The 15,798-nt window shown below is 68.3% G+C and carries 16 protein-coding genes and 2 pseudogenes; 9 read left to right on the top strand and 9 right to left on the bottom strand.

Features of this window, described 5'->3' with window-relative positions:
* Positions 1-123: 123 nt before the first annotated feature.
* Both AC07YH_RS23980 and AC07YH_RS23975 read right to left on the bottom strand, forming a co-directional pair.
* The gene (locus tag AC07YH_RS23980) at positions 124-822 is read right to left on the bottom strand and encodes a DUF998 domain-containing protein (RefSeq protein WP_494749412.1); all 699 of its coding nucleotides are present in this window, start codon (positions 820-822) and stop codon (positions 124-126) included.
* Between the two features lie 144 nt (positions 823-966).
* Positions 967-2,682, bottom strand: coding sequence for a M28 family peptidase (locus AC07YH_RS23975; protein ID WP_494749411.1), 1,716 nt, complete (start codon positions 2,680-2,682; stop codon positions 967-969).
* Positions 2,683-2,932: 250 nt separating this feature from the next.
* On the opposite strand from AC07YH_RS23975, the gene AC07YH_RS23970 reads away from it, so the two are divergent.
* Positions 2,933-3,166: a flagellar basal body rod C-terminal domain-containing protein gene (locus AC07YH_RS23970; protein ID WP_494749410.1), complete on the top strand. Its 234-nt coding sequence runs from the start codon at positions 2,933-2,935 to the stop codon at positions 3,164-3,166.
* Between the two features lie 231 nt (positions 3,167-3,397).
* Positions 3,398-3,988 (top strand): C39 family peptidase, encoded by a 591-nt coding sequence (locus AC07YH_RS23965; protein WP_494749409.1) that lies wholly within the window; start codon positions 3,398-3,400, stop codon positions 3,986-3,988.
* Between the two features lie 20 nt (positions 3,989-4,008).
* On the opposite strand, the gene AC07YH_RS23960 is transcribed toward AC07YH_RS23965, so the two are convergent.
* The 4 genes from AC07YH_RS23960 to carA all read right to left on the bottom strand — a co-directional run bounded on the left by AC07YH_RS23960 (position 4,009) and on the right by carA (position 7,325).
* A complete protein-coding gene (locus AC07YH_RS23960; protein WP_494749414.1) occupies positions 4,009-4,158 on the bottom strand; it encodes a hypothetical protein in 150 nt (49 codons plus the stop codon).
* The gene (locus tag AC07YH_RS23955; RefSeq protein WP_494749408.1) at positions 4,154-5,194 is read right to left on the bottom strand and encodes an alcohol dehydrogenase family protein; all 1,041 of its coding nucleotides are present in this window, start codon (positions 5,192-5,194) and stop codon (positions 4,154-4,156) included. Before AC07YH_RS23955 ends, AC07YH_RS23960 begins: the two co-directional genes overlap by 5 nt.
* A gap of 13 nt (positions 5,195-5,207) precedes the next feature.
* On the bottom strand, positions 5,208-5,945 hold the full coding sequence (locus AC07YH_RS23950) for an SDR family NAD(P)-dependent oxidoreductase (RefSeq protein WP_494749407.1): 738 nt from the start codon (positions 5,943-5,945) through the stop codon (positions 5,208-5,210).
* Between the two features lie 213 nt (positions 5,946-6,158).
* The gene (gene carA / locus AC07YH_RS23945; protein WP_494749406.1) at positions 6,159-7,325 is read right to left on the bottom strand and encodes a glutamine-hydrolyzing carbamoyl-phosphate synthase small subunit; all 1,167 of its coding nucleotides are present in this window, start codon (positions 7,323-7,325) and stop codon (positions 6,159-6,161) included.
* A 258-nt stretch (positions 7,326-7,583) separates the two neighbouring features.
* Between carA and AC07YH_RS23940 the strand changes: the two genes are divergently transcribed.
* Both AC07YH_RS23940 and AC07YH_RS23935 read left to right on the top strand, forming a co-directional pair.
* Complete coding sequence (locus tag AC07YH_RS23940; RefSeq protein WP_494749405.1) at positions 7,584-7,865, top strand: DUF1272 domain-containing protein; 282 nt, start codon at positions 7,584-7,586, stop codon at positions 7,863-7,865.
* A 1-nt stretch (position 7,866) separates the two neighbouring features.
* Positions 7,867-7,972, top strand: a pseudogene (locus AC07YH_RS23935) (hypothetical protein); the annotation flags it as partial.
* A gap of 22 nt (positions 7,973-7,994) precedes the next feature.
* Here AC07YH_RS23935 and AC07YH_RS23930 read toward each other — a convergent pair.
* Positions 7,995-8,366 (bottom strand): endonuclease domain-containing protein, encoded by a 372-nt coding sequence (locus tag AC07YH_RS23930; protein WP_494749404.1) that lies wholly within the window; start codon positions 8,364-8,366, stop codon positions 7,995-7,997.
* Positions 8,367-8,383: 17 nt separating this feature from the next.
* Between AC07YH_RS23930 and AC07YH_RS23925 the strand changes: the two are divergent.
* The 4 genes and pseudogenes from AC07YH_RS23925 (at position 8,384) to AC07YH_RS23910 (ending at position 13,393) form a co-directional block, all read left to right on the top strand.
* Positions 8,384-8,498: pseudogene (locus tag AC07YH_RS23925) on the top strand (hypothetical protein).
* Between the two features lie 283 nt (positions 8,499-8,781).
* Positions 8,782-11,886, top strand: a complete 3,105-nt coding sequence (locus AC07YH_RS23920; RefSeq protein ID WP_494749403.1) for a TonB-dependent receptor — start codon at positions 8,782-8,784, stop codon at positions 11,884-11,886.
* A gap of 73 nt (positions 11,887-11,959) precedes the next feature.
* Positions 11,960-13,222 carry an SGNH/GDSL hydrolase family protein gene (locus AC07YH_RS23915; protein WP_494749402.1) on the top strand — a complete coding sequence of 421 codons (1,263 nt, stop codon included), beginning with the start codon at positions 11,960-11,962 and terminating at the stop codon, positions 13,220-13,222.
* 39 nt (positions 13,223-13,261) lie between these two features.
* Positions 13,262-13,393, top strand: coding sequence for a hypothetical protein (locus AC07YH_RS23910; RefSeq protein ID WP_494749401.1), 132 nt, complete (start codon positions 13,262-13,264; stop codon positions 13,391-13,393).
* A 42-nt stretch (positions 13,394-13,435) separates the two neighbouring features.
* Here AC07YH_RS23910 and AC07YH_RS23905 read toward each other — a convergent pair whose 3' ends face one another.
* Entirely contained in the window at positions 13,436-13,687 is a 252-nt protein-coding gene (locus AC07YH_RS23905; RefSeq protein WP_494749400.1) for a hypothetical protein, read from the bottom strand.
* A gap of 200 nt (positions 13,688-13,887) precedes the next feature.
* Positions 13,888-14,985, bottom strand: coding sequence for a prolyl aminopeptidase (gene pip, locus AC07YH_RS23900; protein WP_494749399.1), 1,098 nt, complete (start codon positions 14,983-14,985; stop codon positions 13,888-13,890).
* A gap of 97 nt (positions 14,986-15,082) precedes the next feature.
* On the opposite strand from pip, the gene AC07YH_RS23895 reads away from it, so the two are divergent.
* Positions 15,083-15,787 (top strand): HAD family hydrolase, encoded by a 705-nt coding sequence (locus AC07YH_RS23895; protein ID WP_494749398.1) that lies wholly within the window; start codon positions 15,083-15,085, stop codon positions 15,785-15,787.
* Positions 15,788-15,798: the final 11 nt, after the last annotated feature.

Raw genomic sequence — 15,798 nt, 5'->3', positions numbered from 1 at the left:
GGGTGGCGGCGGGCTGGTCCTCGGTCTTCTGCTGGGAACAGGCGGTCAGCAAGAGCGCGGCGATGCCAACGGCCGCGAGGCGGTGTCCGATCATGATGATGTCTCCCCCGTTATGGCGAGAGCCTAGACCACCGCAGGTTCCGCCGCCACGGCACTCGCCTTCCAGCCCTTCTCCAGGCTCCAGGCGGCGATGGCCAGCCAGAGGAGGCCGAGGAACGCGTGGCCGCGCTGCCAGTAGCCGACATCGTAGCCGGTGCGCACGTTCCAGACGCCCGTGAGCAGGGCGAAGACCAGCAGCAGGCCGAAGAACCAGCCCAGCGAGAAATTGGCCAGCCGCCGGTAGCCCGGCTTGCCCCACAGCGCCCAAGCGGTGAACAGCGGCGCGAACTGCATGGCCAGACCCACCCCGCAGGCGCGGTGCATGGGGTCGGGCCAGTGGAACACCCCGGCGAAGAAGGCCCCCAGGCCCGTCAGCGCCACGAACAGGCCGGCGAAGGCCGAGACGCGGCGGCGACCGCCGGCCTCCTCCAGCGCATGGGCGAAGCCGGCCCCGGCCAGGAGGCCCGCGATGCCGGCGATCATCATGCCGTAGTTGAAGACCTCGGGCAGCGGAGCCTTGGGCCCGCCCAGCTCGCTGATGAACTGGGCCCCGGCGTCGAAGCCCGGGAACAGGCGCTGGGCGATCCACACGTCGGCCACCATGATGGCCGGCGCGATCACGCCGATCTTCAGGAAGGCGCCGGTGCGGGCGGTCACGCTTACGATTATCCGTCGGTCAAAGAGAGAGGGCGGCAGAATCCCTTCCGCCGCCCTCCGGGTCAATTCCAAATCCCGTTTTCCCGGCGAAGGCCGGGACCCAGATCTCGGGGCGCTGGGGATGATTGGAAGGGCTCAATGTTCTTAGAGCCCACCCCAGCGCCTTTCCATCTGGGCCCCGGCCTTCGCCGGGGAGACGGAGTTAGGTGATCACTTCGCCGCCGAAGGATGCCCCGCCGGCGCGAAGGTCCCGCCGAAGAAGTCGCCCTTCTTCCACACAGGACGGGCCGGGACGTTGGCCAGTTCGCGGGCGATCTCGTAGTTGACCAGGGCGAACTTGGCGGCCGCCTGGTAGTCGATCGGCTGGTTCAGGTCGTCGCCCGGGTGGTGGTAATTGCCCTTCAGGAAGGTCGTGAAGGCCTTCTCGCCGCCGTTCTGGAAGCCGGTCATCAGGAACACCGACGGGATGCCCTGCTCGACGAAGCGGTAGTGGTCCGAGCGGGTGAAGAGGCCTTCCTCCGGCAGAGGGTCACCGGAAAGCGCCACGCCCACGCGGCCGGCGGCGTGCTTGACGGCCTCGCCCACGGTCGAGCGGTCGGCGCCGAACGCGATCACGTCGGTGAACGGGTACAGCAGCACCGGCATGTCCAGATTGACGTCGGCGGCGATATTGGCCTTCGGCACGGTCGGGTTGGTGGCGAAGTAGTCCGAGCCGACCAGGCCCTTCTCCTCGCCCGTCACGGCCAGCAGGATGATCGAGCGCTTGGGCCGCGACTTGGTGTTCTCGAAGCCACGCGCGACCTCCAGCAGGGTGGCGATGCCCGAGGCGTTGTCGAGCGCGCCGTTGTTGATGCGGTCCTCGCCGGGCTTGGCGTTTTCCTTGATCCCGATGTGATCCAGGTGGGCCGACAGGATGATCGTCTGGGCCTTCAGGGTCGGGTCCGAGCCCTCGATCATGCCGACGACGTTGCTGCTCTCGCGCTGCTCGATCTGCGTCTTAAGGGCGATGCTGGCCTTGGTGGTCAGGGCGAAGCCCTTGACCGCGCCTTCGGGCGTCTCGGACTGCGCCAGCACGTCGGCCAGGGCCACGGGGGCGCCGGCGAACAGCTTGGCCGCGCCGGCCTGGCTGATCGACACCAGGGCCGGGGCGCCCGGCGCGCGGATCGCGCCCACGCCGTTGGCGTCACGCCAGATCACCCGCCAGCCGCGTAGCATGCCCGCGCCGGCCGAGAACGGACGGCGCTTCTCGGCGCTGGGGCCCGACATGGTGATGACGCCGACGGCGCCGCGCTTGGCGGCCTCGGTGCGCTTGGTGTTGGGGTTGCTGAAGTGGGCGCGTTCCTCGGTCTGCAGCGAGGTCGGGGCGCCGTTCAGCATGACGACGATCTTGCCCTTCACGTCCAGGCCCGCATAGTCGTCGCGGCCCGTGGCCGGGTTGACCAGGCCGTAGCCGACGAAGACCAGCGGCGCGTCCAGCTTGACCTCGGCCGCTTGGGCCTGGGCGTTGGGCAGGTAGTCCTCGCCATATTTCAGGGCGGCGGTCTGGCCGTCGGCGCCGGTCAGGCCGAAGGCGCCTTCGCCATCGGTGCGGAAGGCCAGCAGCGGCACGTGCTGCTGATACGAGACCCCGGTGGCCGTCTTGTCGCCCGCCGGCTTGACGCCCAGCAGGGCGTATTGGGCGGCGACATAGTTGGCGGCGATGTCATAGCCGCGCGTGCCCGCCTCGCGGCCTTCCATGGCGTCGTCGGCCAGGAAGGTCATGTGGGCCTTGATGGCCTCGGGCGACGGCGTGAAGTCCGAGACGGCCTTCTTGCCAGTCTTTTGGGCTGCGGCGGGTTTGGGCTTGGCGGGTGTGGCCGCGAGGACCGGTTGCGCCACCATGAGCAGGGCGGCGCTGGCCAGCGCGATACGACGCGAAAACGACATTTCTGAAAGAGACTCCCGAGCGACGGGCCGCCCCCCGGCCCGCGAAGGGGCGAACCATGTCGGGACGGTGACAGCTTGTCGATAAGGCCAAGCCTGAACGTTTTGTAATGTTTGAGCGCTGTCAGGGCTCGGCGCGCCAAAAGTTAACGCGCGCTAAAAAAGATGACCGAGGTATGAATTTTACCATTTTTGGTTGTAATGGCTTAACCCAACCGAACGGATAACCATTGGCGTACACGGAGAAAACGCCATGCAGGCTCTCTCGATCGCCGCTTCCGGCATGATGGCCGCCGCGGATCGTCTTAACGCTTCGGCCCAGCGCGTGGCCGCTTCGGACGCCCGCGCGGCCGAAGGCTTCAACGACGTCGACTACGTCAAGGAACGCACCGATCAGATCGGCGCGGCCACCGATTTCAAGGCCAACGCGGCGGTGATCCGCACGGCCGAGGACATGACCCAGCGCCTGCTCGACCTCAAGGTCTAGCCGCCGGTCAAACCCGAAGAGTTCGTCCACCATTCCCCCTCTCGGAGCGTCACCCGAGCGGACGAACTCCCATGGCCGGACCCCTGAAGCGCCCCCCTTGCCCGGGGGTCTGGCCGCCGCCTCCCGCATCGCCCCCTAGTCTTGCGGGAGGCGGCACCCCTTCCGTGTCGCATCGACAGAGCCGGTTAAGCCTCGGCGTGTAGCTTCCGGGTGAGGTATCCTGGAGTTGAAATGCGCCGACTGGTCGCCGTCCTGATCGCATTGGCCATCCTGCCGCTGAGCGCCTGCCAGGAACGGTCGGAACACCACGTCGCGCTGCCGGTGCCGCACATCGCCCAGGAGACGCTGCTGTGCGTCCCGACCTCGGCGGCGATGGTGCTGGCCTTCTACGGCGATCGTCGCGAGCCCCGGGCGCTGAAGGCCCTGTCGCGGGGCAAGGCCTACGATCCCGCCGCGCCGTTCGACGACTTCACCATCACCCTGTTCGCGGACATGAAGCGCGGCCTGGCCAGCCAGGGCTATGCCTGGACCGACGCGGCCTTCGACGACACGCCGGAGGGCTATGCGAGCGGGCTGAAGGTGATCGAGGACGAGCTGCGGGCGGGGCGGCCGGTGCTGATCGACATCACCGCCGGCGGCGTCGGGCATACGGTGGTGGTCAGCGGCTTCGACGACCGCCGGCGGGAACTGTCCTTCGTCGATCCGGCCCAGCCCGCGCCGGGCGCGGTGACGGTGGGCTACGACCAGTTCGAACCCCTCTGGAACGAGCACGCCTATGGCGGCCGGTTCCGGGCGCTGATGAAGACCGCGCGGAGGGCATAGGGTCATTGCGCTTGAGAGGTTCAGGACTTCCAATTCTTGTCATCCCGGAAAGCCCGTAGGGCTTGTCCGGGACCCAGGGGCCAACGCAGTGCGGCGGCCCCTGGGTCCCGGCTCTCCGCTTCGCTGCGGCCGGGATGACAAGTTTGGGGGCTCCAGGAACGTTCCTCAATCCGGCGTCAGCACCATCTTCAGCGCGCCCGCCTCGCGGCTTTCGAACAGCCGATAAGCCTCCGCGCCCTCGCTGAGCGGCAGGCGGTGACTGATGTACTTCTCCGGCTTCAGCCGTCCCGAGCGGACCAGCGGGAACAGGGCCGGCAGCTCCTCGGGAACCGAGCAGGTTCCCACCCGGAAGGTCAGCCCCGCCGCGAAGGCGCGCTCCAGCGGGAAGGGGAAGCGCCGCGCCTGCTGGACGCCGATCACCGACACCACGCCGCGCGCGCGGACCAGCCGCAGGGCCGCATCGACGGTGGCCTCGCTGCCGACGGCCTCGATCACGCAGTCCAGGCCTTTGCCTTTCGTGTCCTCGCGGATGCGGTCCTTGGCCTCGTCGGGAGAGAGGGCGATGGCGCCGGCCTCTTCCGCCAGCGCCCGGCGGCCGGGGACGGGGTCGATGGCGTAGACCACGTGCGCGCCCATGACATAGGCGCTCTCCACCGCCATCAGGCCGATGGGCCCAAGACCGATCACCGCCACGCTGGACCCTGGCCGGACCTCGGCGTTGCGCGCCCCGAACCAGGCGGTGGCCAGGGCGTCGGTCATCATCAGCGCCTGCTCCATCGAGACGCCTTCGGGCACCGGCACGGCGTTCATGTCGGCGGCCGGCACGCGCACGGCCTCGGCTTGCGAGCCCTGCAGCCGCGCCGAGAGGCCATAGCAGCCGAACTCGCCGTACTCGCAGGTCTGGACCACGCCGGAGAGGCACGAGCGGCAGCGTCCGCAGCCGACGGCGGCCGGCAGCATGACCTTGTCGCCGACCTTCAGTTGCTGGACGCCGCGCCCGATCTCGACCACCTCGCCGACCGCCTCGTGGCCGACGCAGAACCCCAGATCCTCGGAGAAGCCGTGGCCGTGATAGATGTGCAGGTCCGAGCCGCAGATCGAGCAGGCGCTGATCCGGACGATCGCGTCGCGGTCTGACTGCGGCGTCGGGTCGTCCATGCTCTCGTACCGGACGTCGCGGGCGCCGTGATAACGCAGGGCCTTCATCAGGTTACTCCACTCAAAGGGACAGGCCGCCGTCGACCACCAGGGTGTGCCCGGTGACGTAGGACGCCAGCGGCGAAGCCAGGAACAGCGCCGCCCCGGCCATGTCGGCGGGCGTGCCCATCCGGCGCTGGGGGATGGCGGCCAAGGCGCCGGCCAGGCGTTCGGGATTGGCGGTGGTGACCTTGGTCAGCTTGGTCTCGACCAGGCCCGGCGCCAGGCCGTTGACCCGCACGCCCTCGGGCGCCCAGGCTTGGCCCAGGGTCTTGGTCAGGCTGATCGCCCCGGCCTTGGAGGCGGCATAGGCCGGGTTGCCGATATTGGCCTTCAGGCCCGAGATCGAGCTGACGATGATCACGCTTCCCTGGCTCTGCGTGAGGGCCGGTTTGAAGCGGCGGGCGCAGTGCATCAGGCTGTCCAGATTGACCGCCATCACCCGGTCCCAGCCGGCCCGCTCGAACTCGCCGCGCTTGTAGACGACCGTGCCCTGGCACAGGACCAGGACGTCGAGGGTGTCGAACGGGGCGGGGGCGGCGTCGATGGCGTCGGGGTCGCCGACATCGACCTGGGCGTAGGCGAGGCCGGAGAGATCGCAGCCGTCGGCGGAGTCGTAGTCAGCGGCGCTGGCGCGAGTGCCCCAGACGGCGACGTCGGCGCCTCGGGCCTTGAAGGCATGGGCTATGCCGTTGCCGATGCCGCTGGAGCCGCCGACGACCAGCACGCGCCGGCCGGTGAAGTCGGTGTCGTTGGTCATCGCCGCGCCTCCCTTTTTCAGGAAGGATAGACTTGGTTTACGCGACGGCCGTCAAAGCCTGAAAGCTCCCTCTCTCTTAGAGAGAGGGTTGGGGTGAGAGGTTACGAGGTTCGACGGCGTGCCGGCACTCCGGTTGGCGTCGTAACCTCTCACCCTCCCACGCCTGCGGCGCGGGCCCCTCCCTCTCTCTAAGAGAGAGGGTTTCCCTTTGCCTTACTTCGCCGCGTCCATCAGCCCAGCGAAGCGCTCGAACAGGTACAGGCTGTCCGTCGGGCCCGGCGAGGCCTCGGGGTGGTGCTGCACCGAGAACACCGGCTTGTCGGCCAGCTGGATGCCGGCGTTGGTGCCGTCGAACAGCGAGACGTGGGTCTCCTGCACCGGGGCCGGCAGGCTCTCGCTGTCCACGGTGAAGCCGTGGTTCATCGAGACGATCTCGACCTTGCCGGTGGTCAGGTCCTTGACCGGGTGGTTGGCGCCGTGGTGGCCCTGTTCCATCTTCACGGTCTTGGCGCCCAGGGCCAGGGCCAGCATCTGGTGGCCCAGGCAGATGCCGAACACCGGCTTGCCGCTCTGCACCAGCTTCTGGATCTCGGGCACCGCGTAGGCGCCGGTCGCGGCCGGGTCGCCGGGGCCGTTGCTCAGCAGCACGCCGTCCGGATTTCGGGCCAGGATGTCCTCGGCCTTGGTGTCGGCCGGCACGACGGTGGCGCGGGCGCCGACATGGGCCAGGGCCCGCAGGATGTTGCGCTTCACGCCGTAGTCGATGACGACCACTTCGTACTTGGGCTTGTCCAGCTTGGCGTAGCCTTCCGGCCACGACCACAGGCCCTCGTCCCAGGTGAAGGTCTGGGTGGTCGAGGCGTCCTTGGCCAGGTCCAGCCCTTCCAGGCCGGCCCAGGCCTTGGCCTTGGCGACCAGGGCGTCGAGGTCGAACTTGCCGTCCGGCGCGTGGGCGATGACGCCGTGCGGCATGCCGGTCTCGCGGATCTTGCGGGTCAGGGCGCGGGTGTCGATCCCGGCCAGGCCGATGACGCCACGGGTCTTCATCCAGGCGTCGAAGTCGCTGTTGGCGCGCCAGTTGGCCTGCTCGGTCGGGACTTCGCGGAACAGGGCGCCGCGCGCGGCCGTCTCGGCCACGCCGGTGATCTGCTCGACGTCCTCGGCGTTGGTGCCGACATTGCCGATGTGCGGGAAAGTGAAGGCGACGATCTGGGCCATGTAGGACGGGTCGGTCAGGATCTCTTGATAGCCCGTCATGGCGGTGTTGAAGCACACCTCGCCGACCGCGTCGCCGACCGCGCCGCAGCCCACGCCTTGCAGGATGGTGCCGTCGGCCAGGGCCAGAACGCCGGTGACGCCGGGGAGAAGGTCTTGGGACATTCTTGAAGCGCTCCTGGACGCGGTTTGGTGGGTCTATTTTTGCAAAAAAGCGGGCTGAGGTGTACCCCGGCCCGCCGCGCAAACGGCGCGGTGTCTAGGGGGTATGGGGGAGGGGGTCAACCCCTTCCGATCACGCGGATTTCGCTTGCTTCCACATTCCCGTGATCGGCGAACGCGGCCCCTCGCGCGGAGGGGCTAAAAGCCCTTATGGTGCAAGGCTTACCGCCAAGAACCAGACGAACACGGGAGGACGGCCCCATGCTCGAACTGCGCCCCAATTGCGAGTGCTGCGACGCGGACCTGCCGCCGGCCAGCGACGCGGCCCGAATCTGCACCTTCGAACACACCTTCTGCGCCGACTGCTCGGACGTGCGCTTCGACGCGGCCTGCCCGGACTGCGGGGGAGGGCTGGTGGCCAGGCCGATCCGGCCGGACGCGCAGCTGCACCGGTACCCGGCGTCGCTGCGGCGGGTGAACCGAGGGCATCGGTACGCGCCGACGGCCCGGCGGGAGCAGGACCGGCCGGCGGGCTGGGCTTAGGCCGGAGCGCCCCCTCCGGCCCTTCGGGCCACCTCCCCCGTTTCACGGGGGAGGAGAAGTGTTCTTTTCCTGCCCCGCTTGCGGGGGAGGTGGCGCGGCGCCGATAGGCGACGTGACGGAGGGGGCGCTCTAGCCGCGCCGCTTTCGAGACAACTCCACGCAAGTATCCCAGATCCCATCTGCCACCGCCGTCGGATCGGCCATCACCTCCGACGCCGGATACCGCACCACCACATAGCCCTCCGCCGCCATCCACGCGTCCCGCCGCACGTCCCGTTCCGGCTGGTCGCCCATATTGTGGCCCCATCCGTCGATCTCGATCACCAGCCTGGCGGCCGCGCAGTAGAAGTCGGCGATGTACGGGCCGATCGGGTGCTGGCGGCGGAGACGGGGACCGTCGGGCTGGCGCGTGCGCAGGCGGGTCCAGAGGATGACCTCAGGCGGGGTCAGGGCTCGGCGAAGGGTCTTGGCTTGGGTGTGGGTTTTCGAAGGCGACCTCATAGGTTGAGTTTGGCGTTCTGCGCCCCCTCCGTCACGATGCGTATCCGCATCGCGCCACCTCCCCCGTTTCACGGGTGAGGAGAGCCAGATCCTCCTGCCCCGCTTGCGGGGGAGGTGGCGCGGCGCCGATAGGCGACGTGACGGAGGGGGCGCTTCACTAAGCTCCTTGGTCAGACCTTCCCCCACGCCCCGTCTCACGACCGTGGCCTTTGCGCCGCACTGGTCAATCAAAAGGTCCGACGGCCCGTCTCGTCTAAGGTCTGACCACATTGACTTGGGAGGACTTACCTCGTAACCGTGTCTTGTGTGACCGCTACCACACCGCGTCGGATCCACCAGGCCCAGGGAAGGGGCCGGGTCCAGCGTGGCGAAAATGAACAAGTGCGCAGAGCACAGAGACTCTTAGGGGAGAAACATGCCGTCCACTTCACACCACGGTTCCGCCCGCCGTCTGGCCCTCATCGGCGCGACGTGTCTGACCACCCTCATGATGAGCTTCGCCGCCCACGCCCAGACGGCGCCCGCGCCGGCTCCGGCCCAGGCCGACGACTCGGCCGTCGAAGAGGTCGTCGTCACCGGCTACCGCTCCAGCCTCGCGGCCTCGACCAACGCCAAGCGCGACGCGGTCGGCTTCCAGGACTCGATCTTCGCCGAGGACATCGGCAAGTTCCCCGACACCAACATCGCCGAGTCCTTCAACCGCGTCCCCGGCATCACCATCAGCCGCGAAGTGACCGGTGAAGGCCTGAACATCGCCATCCGGGGCCTGGGCAGCAACTTCACCCGCGTGCTGTTGAACGGCGCGCCGGTGGCCGTGGCCTCGACGGGCCGCACCGACGCCCAGAGCACCGGCCGCGACGTCGACCTGGACATGTTCCCGACCGAACTGTTCAGCCAGCTGAGCGTCAACAAGTCGCCGCTGGCCAGCCTGGTCGAGGGCGGCGCCGCCGGCACCGTCAATATGCGCAGCGCCCGTCCGTTCGACGGCAATGGCCGCCGCGTCAGCTATTCGGCGCAAGCCACCCGTGGCCAGCACGCCGACAAGTGGGGCGGCCGCGGCTCGTTCATCGCCAGCGACACCTGGGGGAACTTCGGCGCCCTGGTCGGCGTCACCGCCGTGCGCAACTACGTCAACACCCCCGGCTTCGAGACCATCGGCTGGACCAACGCCAACCTGTCGGCGGCCCAGTGCGGCGCGACCTCGGGCTGCAACAACACCGGCGGCGGCAACTGGACGATCCCGGCCACCGTGCCGGCGCTGAGCGGCAACAACCTGGTCACCGGCGCGACGCTGGACCGGGCGGCCCTGCTGGCGCTGAACCCCGGCCTGTCGATCCAGCAGATCGACAACGCCCTGATCCCGCGCCTGGGCCGTCAGGCCGAGAACTTCGGCCGCCGCGACCGCGTCAACGCCATCGCCTCGTTCGAGTGGAAGCCGACCGACGACCTGCACTTCTACCTGGACAGCATGTACGGGAAGAAGAAGAACAATCTGGAGCGGATCGACATGGACTGGGTCGGCCGCAACGGCGCGTCGATCCCGATCAACATGAAGGTCGATCGCAGCGACTGCTCGAACGGCTGCGTCGTCACCGAGGGCACGTTCGCCAACGCCCAGATGTTCATGACCTACCGGCCGTTCCTGGAGAACACCACCTTCTACGGCGTCAATCCGGGCTTCGACTGGCAGCTGAACGACAAGCTGAAGTTCGAGGGTCAGGCCAACTACACCAAGAGCAAGTTCCACCGGGAATCGCCCAGCGTCCTGCTGATCACCCCGGCCAGCTCGGGCCTGACCGTCACCTACAAGAACGACGGCGGCATCCCCAGCATCAAGTCCAGCTTCGACGTCAACGATCCCAAGAACTTCGGCTGGCCGGGCGGCCGCGTGAACATCCAGGACGAGCGTCGCGAGACCGAGACCAAGGGCGTTCGCGGCAACTTCACCTGGGGCGACGAGCACCTGAACCTGAAGTTCGGCGGCGCCTATGACGACGTCTCACGTCGCATCACCGCCTATGACAACAGCCAAGCCTGGCAGAACGCGATCTGCGGCAACAACCCCAGCGTCTTCCTGCCCTCGCCGAACGGCCAGCCGCCCTGCAACGGCGCGAACCTGCCGGGCGCCGCCCCGGCCGGCTATCCGACCTATCCGGGCTATGGCACGGGCTTCACCTCGGGCCAGACCGGCGGCGTCACCTATGCCGGCTCGCTGATCCCCAACACCGTGATCAGCAGCTACATGAAGCCCGGCTCGTACGGCTTCGTGAACCTGGACTGGGATCGCCTGGCCAAAGACGGCCAGTACGCCAAGTACCACGACAGCGCCCCGGCGGCCGGTTCGTCCAACACCGGCGCGGCGGGCGGCTTCATCGGCGAAAAGACCTATGGCCTGTTCGCCGAGATCAACGGCGTGGCCACCCTGGCCGACAACGATCTGCACTATAACGCCGGCATGCGCTGGGTGCGGACCGAGCAGACGATCGGCGGCACGATCTCGATCCCCGATCCGCGCAACACCCCCGCCAGCCTGGGCGGCGCCCAGCTGCCGGACGGCGCGCGCTATCCGAACATCAGCAACCAGACCTATATCGACAACGAGTACGACAACTGGCTGCCCTCGGCGTCGGCTTCGTACAACGTGTCGGAGCACGCGGTGGTCCGGGCCTCGGTCTCGCGCACCATGACGCGCCCCGACCCGAACGCCCAGCTGCCGGGCCTGAACTTCTCCACCCCGTCGGCGGACGTCGGTTCGGTCGGTAACTCGGCCCTGGAGCCATACATCTCCGACAATATCGACCTGGGCTTCGAGTACTACACCGGCGGCGAGGGCTATATCGGCTTCGCCACCTTCCGGAAGTCGGTCACCGGCTTCACCCAGAACCAGAACGTCACGACGCCGTTCTCGGCCCTGGCCGCCTATGGCGTGACCTACGACTCGCTGACCCCGACCCAGCAGGCGGCCATCAACGCCCGCGGCGGTCCGACGGCGGCCACGGTGGTGCTGACCCAGCAGGTCAACGCCTCGGGCAAGCTGACGGTCAACGGCCTGGAAATGAACTGGGTCCAGCCGCTGGACTTCGTGCTGGAAGACATCGGCCTGAAGGGCTTCGGCTTCCTGGCCAACGCCACGATCATCGACCAGAAGGGCGAGGGCGCCGCCCCCGCCACCGCCCTGGGCGTGGCCAAGTACACCTACAACGTCACCGGCTTCTACGAGCGGGGCGGGGTCTCGGCCCGCGTCTCGACCACCTTCACCAAGGGCTCGCAGTCCAGCGGCCTGAACCAGAACGGCATCCCGAACGCCGCGATCTTCAGCGACGACTATCGCCAGTACGACTTCTCCTCGAGCTTCGATCTGGACAAGATCCTGAAGCGCAAGGGGCTGCCGCAGCTGACCTTCGACGTCATCAATTTCACGGGCGCCAAGCAGCGCAGCTACTTCCAGTTCGAGAACGCCACCTTCACCTCGTACGACCCGGGCCGGACCGTCATGGTCGGTCTCCGCGGCCGCTTCTAGGTCAACCTCCCCCCAACCCGGGAACAACTGGGGCGGCGCTTGCGCCGCCCCTTTTCTTTGGTGAGATGGCGCCATGGCTTTTCGACCCCTGCTGACTCTCCTGGCCTGCGTGATGCTGGCCGCTCCGGCTGAAGCCGCCCCGCGCTGGGTCGGCGTCTGGGCCACGGCGGTGATGCCCGCCGACGCGCAGAGCGCCCTGCCGGACGAGGCCCTGCGCGACGCCACCCTGCGTCAGCGGGTGCGGGTCACGGGCGAGGGCCGCCGCATCCGTCTGAGGCTCTCCAACGACCACGGGACCGCGCCGTTGGTGCTGGGCGGGGTCCATGTCGCTCTCGCCGCCGACAAGGCCGGGACGACCACGCCGGGGACGGACCGCGCCGTGACCTTCGCCGGCCGGGGCGAGCCCGAGATCGCGGCCGGGGCCTACATGCTGTCCGATCCCGTGGAACTGCCGGTGAAGGCCGGGCAGTCGCTGGCGATCTCGATCCATTTCACCGGCGCGCCGGCCGGCCAGACCCTGCACCATATGGCCCAGACCACCGGCTGGCTGGCCCCCGGCGATCAGACGGCCGCCACGACGCTGTCGGACGCCAAGCCCTTGACCCACTGGTGGCAGATCGCCGGCGTCGAGGCCGAGACGGAAGGCGCGGCCGTGGCGATCCTGGGCGACTCCTTGACCGACGGCCATGGCGCCACGCTGGACGCCGACGACCGCTGGCCCGACGGGCTGGCCGATCGGCTGAAGGCCGCCGGCGTCAAGCTGTCGGTGCTGAACCTGGGCATTTCCGGCAACCGCCTGACCCGCGAGAACAGCGGCCCCAGCGGCCTCTCGCGCCTGGACCGCGACATCCTCTCGCAGGCGGGCCTCTCGACCGTGATCCTGTTCGAGGGGACCAACGACCTGGGCAAGATCTCCCGCGAAGGCCCGGTGACGCCCGAGGTGCGGGCCCGCACCGTGCGGGCGGTGATCGAGGGCTACCAGCAGGTGATCCTGCGGGCCCACGCGCGCGGCGTGCGGGTGCTGGGCGCGACCCTGATGCCGTTCGGGGGCACCAACTTCTACCGCTCTGACGCCGCCGCCGAGGCCGACCGCCAGGCGGTGAATAAGTGGATCCGCACCTCGGGAAAGTTCGACGGCGTCATCGACTTCGACGCCGTGGTCCGCGATCCGGCCGCGCCTGATCGGCTGAATCCGAAATACGACCTCGGCGACCGCCTGCACCTGTCGCCGGCGGGCTATCGGGCCCTGGCCCAGGCCGTGCCGCTGGCGCTTTTGAACGGCCCCGCTGGACAACGTGTCGCAGCAGCGCGTCCGTCCAAGATTCAGGAACGTTAACGCTTCAGGGTGCAAGCTCCAGCGTGCAAGGAGCACCCCATGACCCCCGCCGCCGCCCCGCTGAAGCAGACCTCGTTCTCGGCCGTCAAGCTGACCGAGACCCTTCTGCACGTGGCGCTCTCGGCGGCGATCCCGATCAGCGCGGTCGTGTTCGTGGTGCTGAGCTTCTAGGCGCGAAAACCCCCGGAGCGCTGCACGCTCCGGGGCGCCTTCCTAAAGATCGCCTCGACCCCGCAGCCGCGCCCAGTGCGCGGCCTCGCCTGGTTGGCCCAGCGCCTCGTCCAGGTGGACCAGGATCCGCGCGGCGCCGAAGACCAGCAGCCACACGATGGCGAAGAACCGGATGAGATCGGCCTGCGGATGGGCGACATGGGCGGCCCAGGCCATGAGGCCAAGGAAGCCGCCGAAGCCGGCGACCAGCAGGATCATCAACAGGCGGCGGTGAGCGGGGGAGGGCATGTACATGGCGGTCTGTCCACTAGACCGGCATGGGATAGCGCCGCCCCGCATAAGGGCGCTGTATGGCCTACGGCTTTCCAGCGTAAGGGCGACATAAGCGGAGGGGCCGAAACCTCGTCCTTCGACAAGCTCAGGATGAGGTTTCTAGTGAAGCGCCGTCAAAAGTAGTCCTCACCCTGAGCTTGTCGAAGGGCGAGGACGGTCCCTCAGATCCGTTCCAGCCCATCCATCACCGCCGTCAGCGCCAAGACCGTCTGAGCCTCCATGGCGCTATGCCCCGCATTGGTCGCCACATAGCTGGCCGGCTTGGCGCCCACCGCCGCCATCGCCGCCACCAGCCGCGAGGCCTGGGTCAGCGGGCAGACCTGGTCGAAGCGGCCATGGACGATGTGGGTCGGGATGGCGGCGATCTTGCCGACGTTCTGGACGATGTAGTCCGGCTCCAGGAACAGGCCGTTGGCGAAGAACTGGGCCTCGATCTGGGCGAAGCACAGGGCGAAATCCGCCTCGCCGAACTTCCCGGGATCGCTGTCCTGCGGGATCATGTTCGAGATCGTGCCTTCCCAGACCGACCAGGCCACGGCGGCGCGCAGCTGGCGGGCGCGTTCGGCATCATTGGCCGGGACCATGTCGAAGATCGCCTTGTAGGCGGCCATGATGTCGCCGCGCTGGTCCGCCGGGATCTCCTCGACGAAGGCCTTCCACTCGGTGGGATAGGTGACGTAGCTGCCCGGCTCGGTCAGGGCGTAGGGCGCGTCGGCGAACGTCGCCGCATTGCCCTGGTACATGTAGAGCAGGTCCTCGCTGGCCCCCAGGAAGATGCCGCGCAGGATCAGCGAGGCGGTCTTGTCCGGGTGACGGATGCCGTAGACCAGGGCCAGGGTGCTGCCCCAGCTGCCGCCGAACACGTGCATCTTGCCGGTGATCCCGAGCGCGTCGCGCAGCTTGTTGATGTCATCGACCAGGTGGTCGGTGTCGTTGCGGGTCAGGGCGATTTGCGGCCCATGCGTCGCCACGGTCGGCTCGCTCTTGCCGCAGCCGCGCTGGTCGAACAGGATCACGCGGTACCGCGCCGGATCGAAGAACCGCGACATCACCGGCGCGCACGCCCCGCCCGGACCGCCGTGCAGGTACATGACCGGCTCGCCGTCCGGATTGCCGTATTCTTCCCAATAGAGCTTGTGGCCGGGGCCTTCGCCGCCGCCCTGGTCCACCTGCAGCAGGCCTGAGCGGTTGGCCGGCTTCAGCGGATACTTCCACTCGGTGGTGACGGTGCTGACGGCCTGCAGCTTCGAGAAATCCATGGGGGCTCACCTTCGGTTCGAGCTGAAGGCCTAGCGCTTCGACGGTGGAAGGTCACGACCCCTTTTCGGGCGACCGCGCCGCCGCTATCTGTCGCCCATGAGCACGATCACCACGGTCGGCGTCGACGCCGACGACACCCTCTGGCATTGCGAGAGCAAGTTCCGGCTGTCGCACGCGCGGTTCCTGGACCTGCTGTCCGACCACGGCGATCCCGAGAAGATCGAGAGCCAGCTGCTGGCCGTCGAGAAGCGCAACCTCCGGGTCTATGGCTACGGGGCCAAGGGCTTCACCCTGTCGATGATCGAGACGGCGCTGGAGGTCACCGACGGCCGTGTCGACACCCGGGTGATCCGCGAGATCCTGGCCGTCGGCCGCGAGATGCTGACCGAGCCGATCGAGCCGCTGTCGGGCGTCGACAAGGCGCTGTCGGAACTGTCGGACCGCTACCGCCTGATCCTGATCACCAAGGGAGATTTGCTGCACCAGGAGCAGAAGCTGGCCTCGTCGGGGCTGGGCGACTACTTCGTGGCCGTCGAGATCGTGTCGGAGAAGGATGCGGGGACCTATCGCCGGGTGTTCGAGCGCTATGGCACCGGCGCGGAGCAGGCGGTGATGGCGGGCAACTCGATGAAGTCCGACATCCTGCCGGCGCTGGAGGCGGGCTGCTGGGGGGCGTTGATCCCGTACCCGCTGGTGTGGTCGCACGAGGCGGCCGAAGCGCCGGTCGGGCACGCGCGGTATGCGGAGCTGGGGAGTATCAGCGAGCTGCCGGGGTGGGTGGACGCGATTTCGCAGGGCTAAAAAACCCCTCT

It is taken from the genome of Caulobacter sp. GW456-12-1-14-TSB4 (genome assembly GCF_059424195.1).
This window is presented reverse-complemented; position numbering and strand designations above follow the sequence as displayed.

What these genes read in the sequence shown, in the direction of transcription:
- AC07YH_RS23975 (WP_494749411.1), bottom strand. Translation starts at nt 2,682, where the DNA reads ATGTCGTTTTCGCGTCGTATCGCGCTGGCCAGCGCCGCCCTGCTCATG.
- AC07YH_RS23970 (WP_494749410.1), top strand. Translation starts at nt 2,933, where the DNA reads ATGCAGGCTCTCTCGATCGCCGCTTCCGGCATGATGGCCGCCGCGGAT.
- AC07YH_RS23965 (WP_494749409.1), top strand. Translation starts at nt 3,398, where the DNA reads ATGCGCCGACTGGTCGCCGTCCTGATCGCATTGGCCATCCTGCCGCTG.
- AC07YH_RS23955 (WP_494749408.1), bottom strand. Translation starts at nt 5,194, where the DNA reads ATGAAGGCCCTGCGTTATCACGGCGCCCGCGACGTCCGGTACGAGAGC.
- AC07YH_RS23950 (WP_494749407.1), bottom strand. Translation starts at nt 5,945, where the DNA reads ATGACCAACGACACCGACTTCACCGGCCGGCGCGTGCTGGTCGTCGGC.
- carA (WP_494749406.1), bottom strand. Translation starts at nt 7,325, where the DNA reads ATGTCCCAAGACCTTCTCCCCGGCGTCACCGGCGTTCTGGCCCTGGCC.
- AC07YH_RS23940 (WP_494749405.1), top strand. Translation starts at nt 7,584, where the DNA reads ATGCTCGAACTGCGCCCCAATTGCGAGTGCTGCGACGCGGACCTGCCG.
- AC07YH_RS23930 (WP_494749404.1), bottom strand. Translation starts at nt 8,366, where the DNA reads ATGAGGTCGCCTTCGAAAACCCACACCCAAGCCAAGACCCTTCGCCGA.
- AC07YH_RS23920 (WP_494749403.1), top strand. Translation starts at nt 8,782, where the DNA reads ATGCCGTCCACTTCACACCACGGTTCCGCCCGCCGTCTGGCCCTCATC.
- AC07YH_RS23915 (WP_494749402.1), top strand. Translation starts at nt 11,960, where the DNA reads ATGGCTTTTCGACCCCTGCTGACTCTCCTGGCCTGCGTGATGCTGGCC.
- AC07YH_RS23910 (WP_494749401.1), top strand. Translation starts at nt 13,262, where the DNA reads ATGACCCCCGCCGCCGCCCCGCTGAAGCAGACCTCGTTCTCGGCCGTC.
- AC07YH_RS23905 (WP_494749400.1), bottom strand. Translation starts at nt 13,687, where the DNA reads ATGTACATGCCCTCCCCCGCTCACCGCCGCCTGTTGATGATCCTGCTG.
- pip (WP_494749399.1), bottom strand. Translation starts at nt 14,985, where the DNA reads ATGGATTTCTCGAAGCTGCAGGCCGTCAGCACCGTCACCACCGAGTGG.
- AC07YH_RS23895 (WP_494749398.1), top strand. Translation starts at nt 15,083, where the DNA reads ATGAGCACGATCACCACGGTCGGCGTCGACGCCGACGACACCCTCTGG.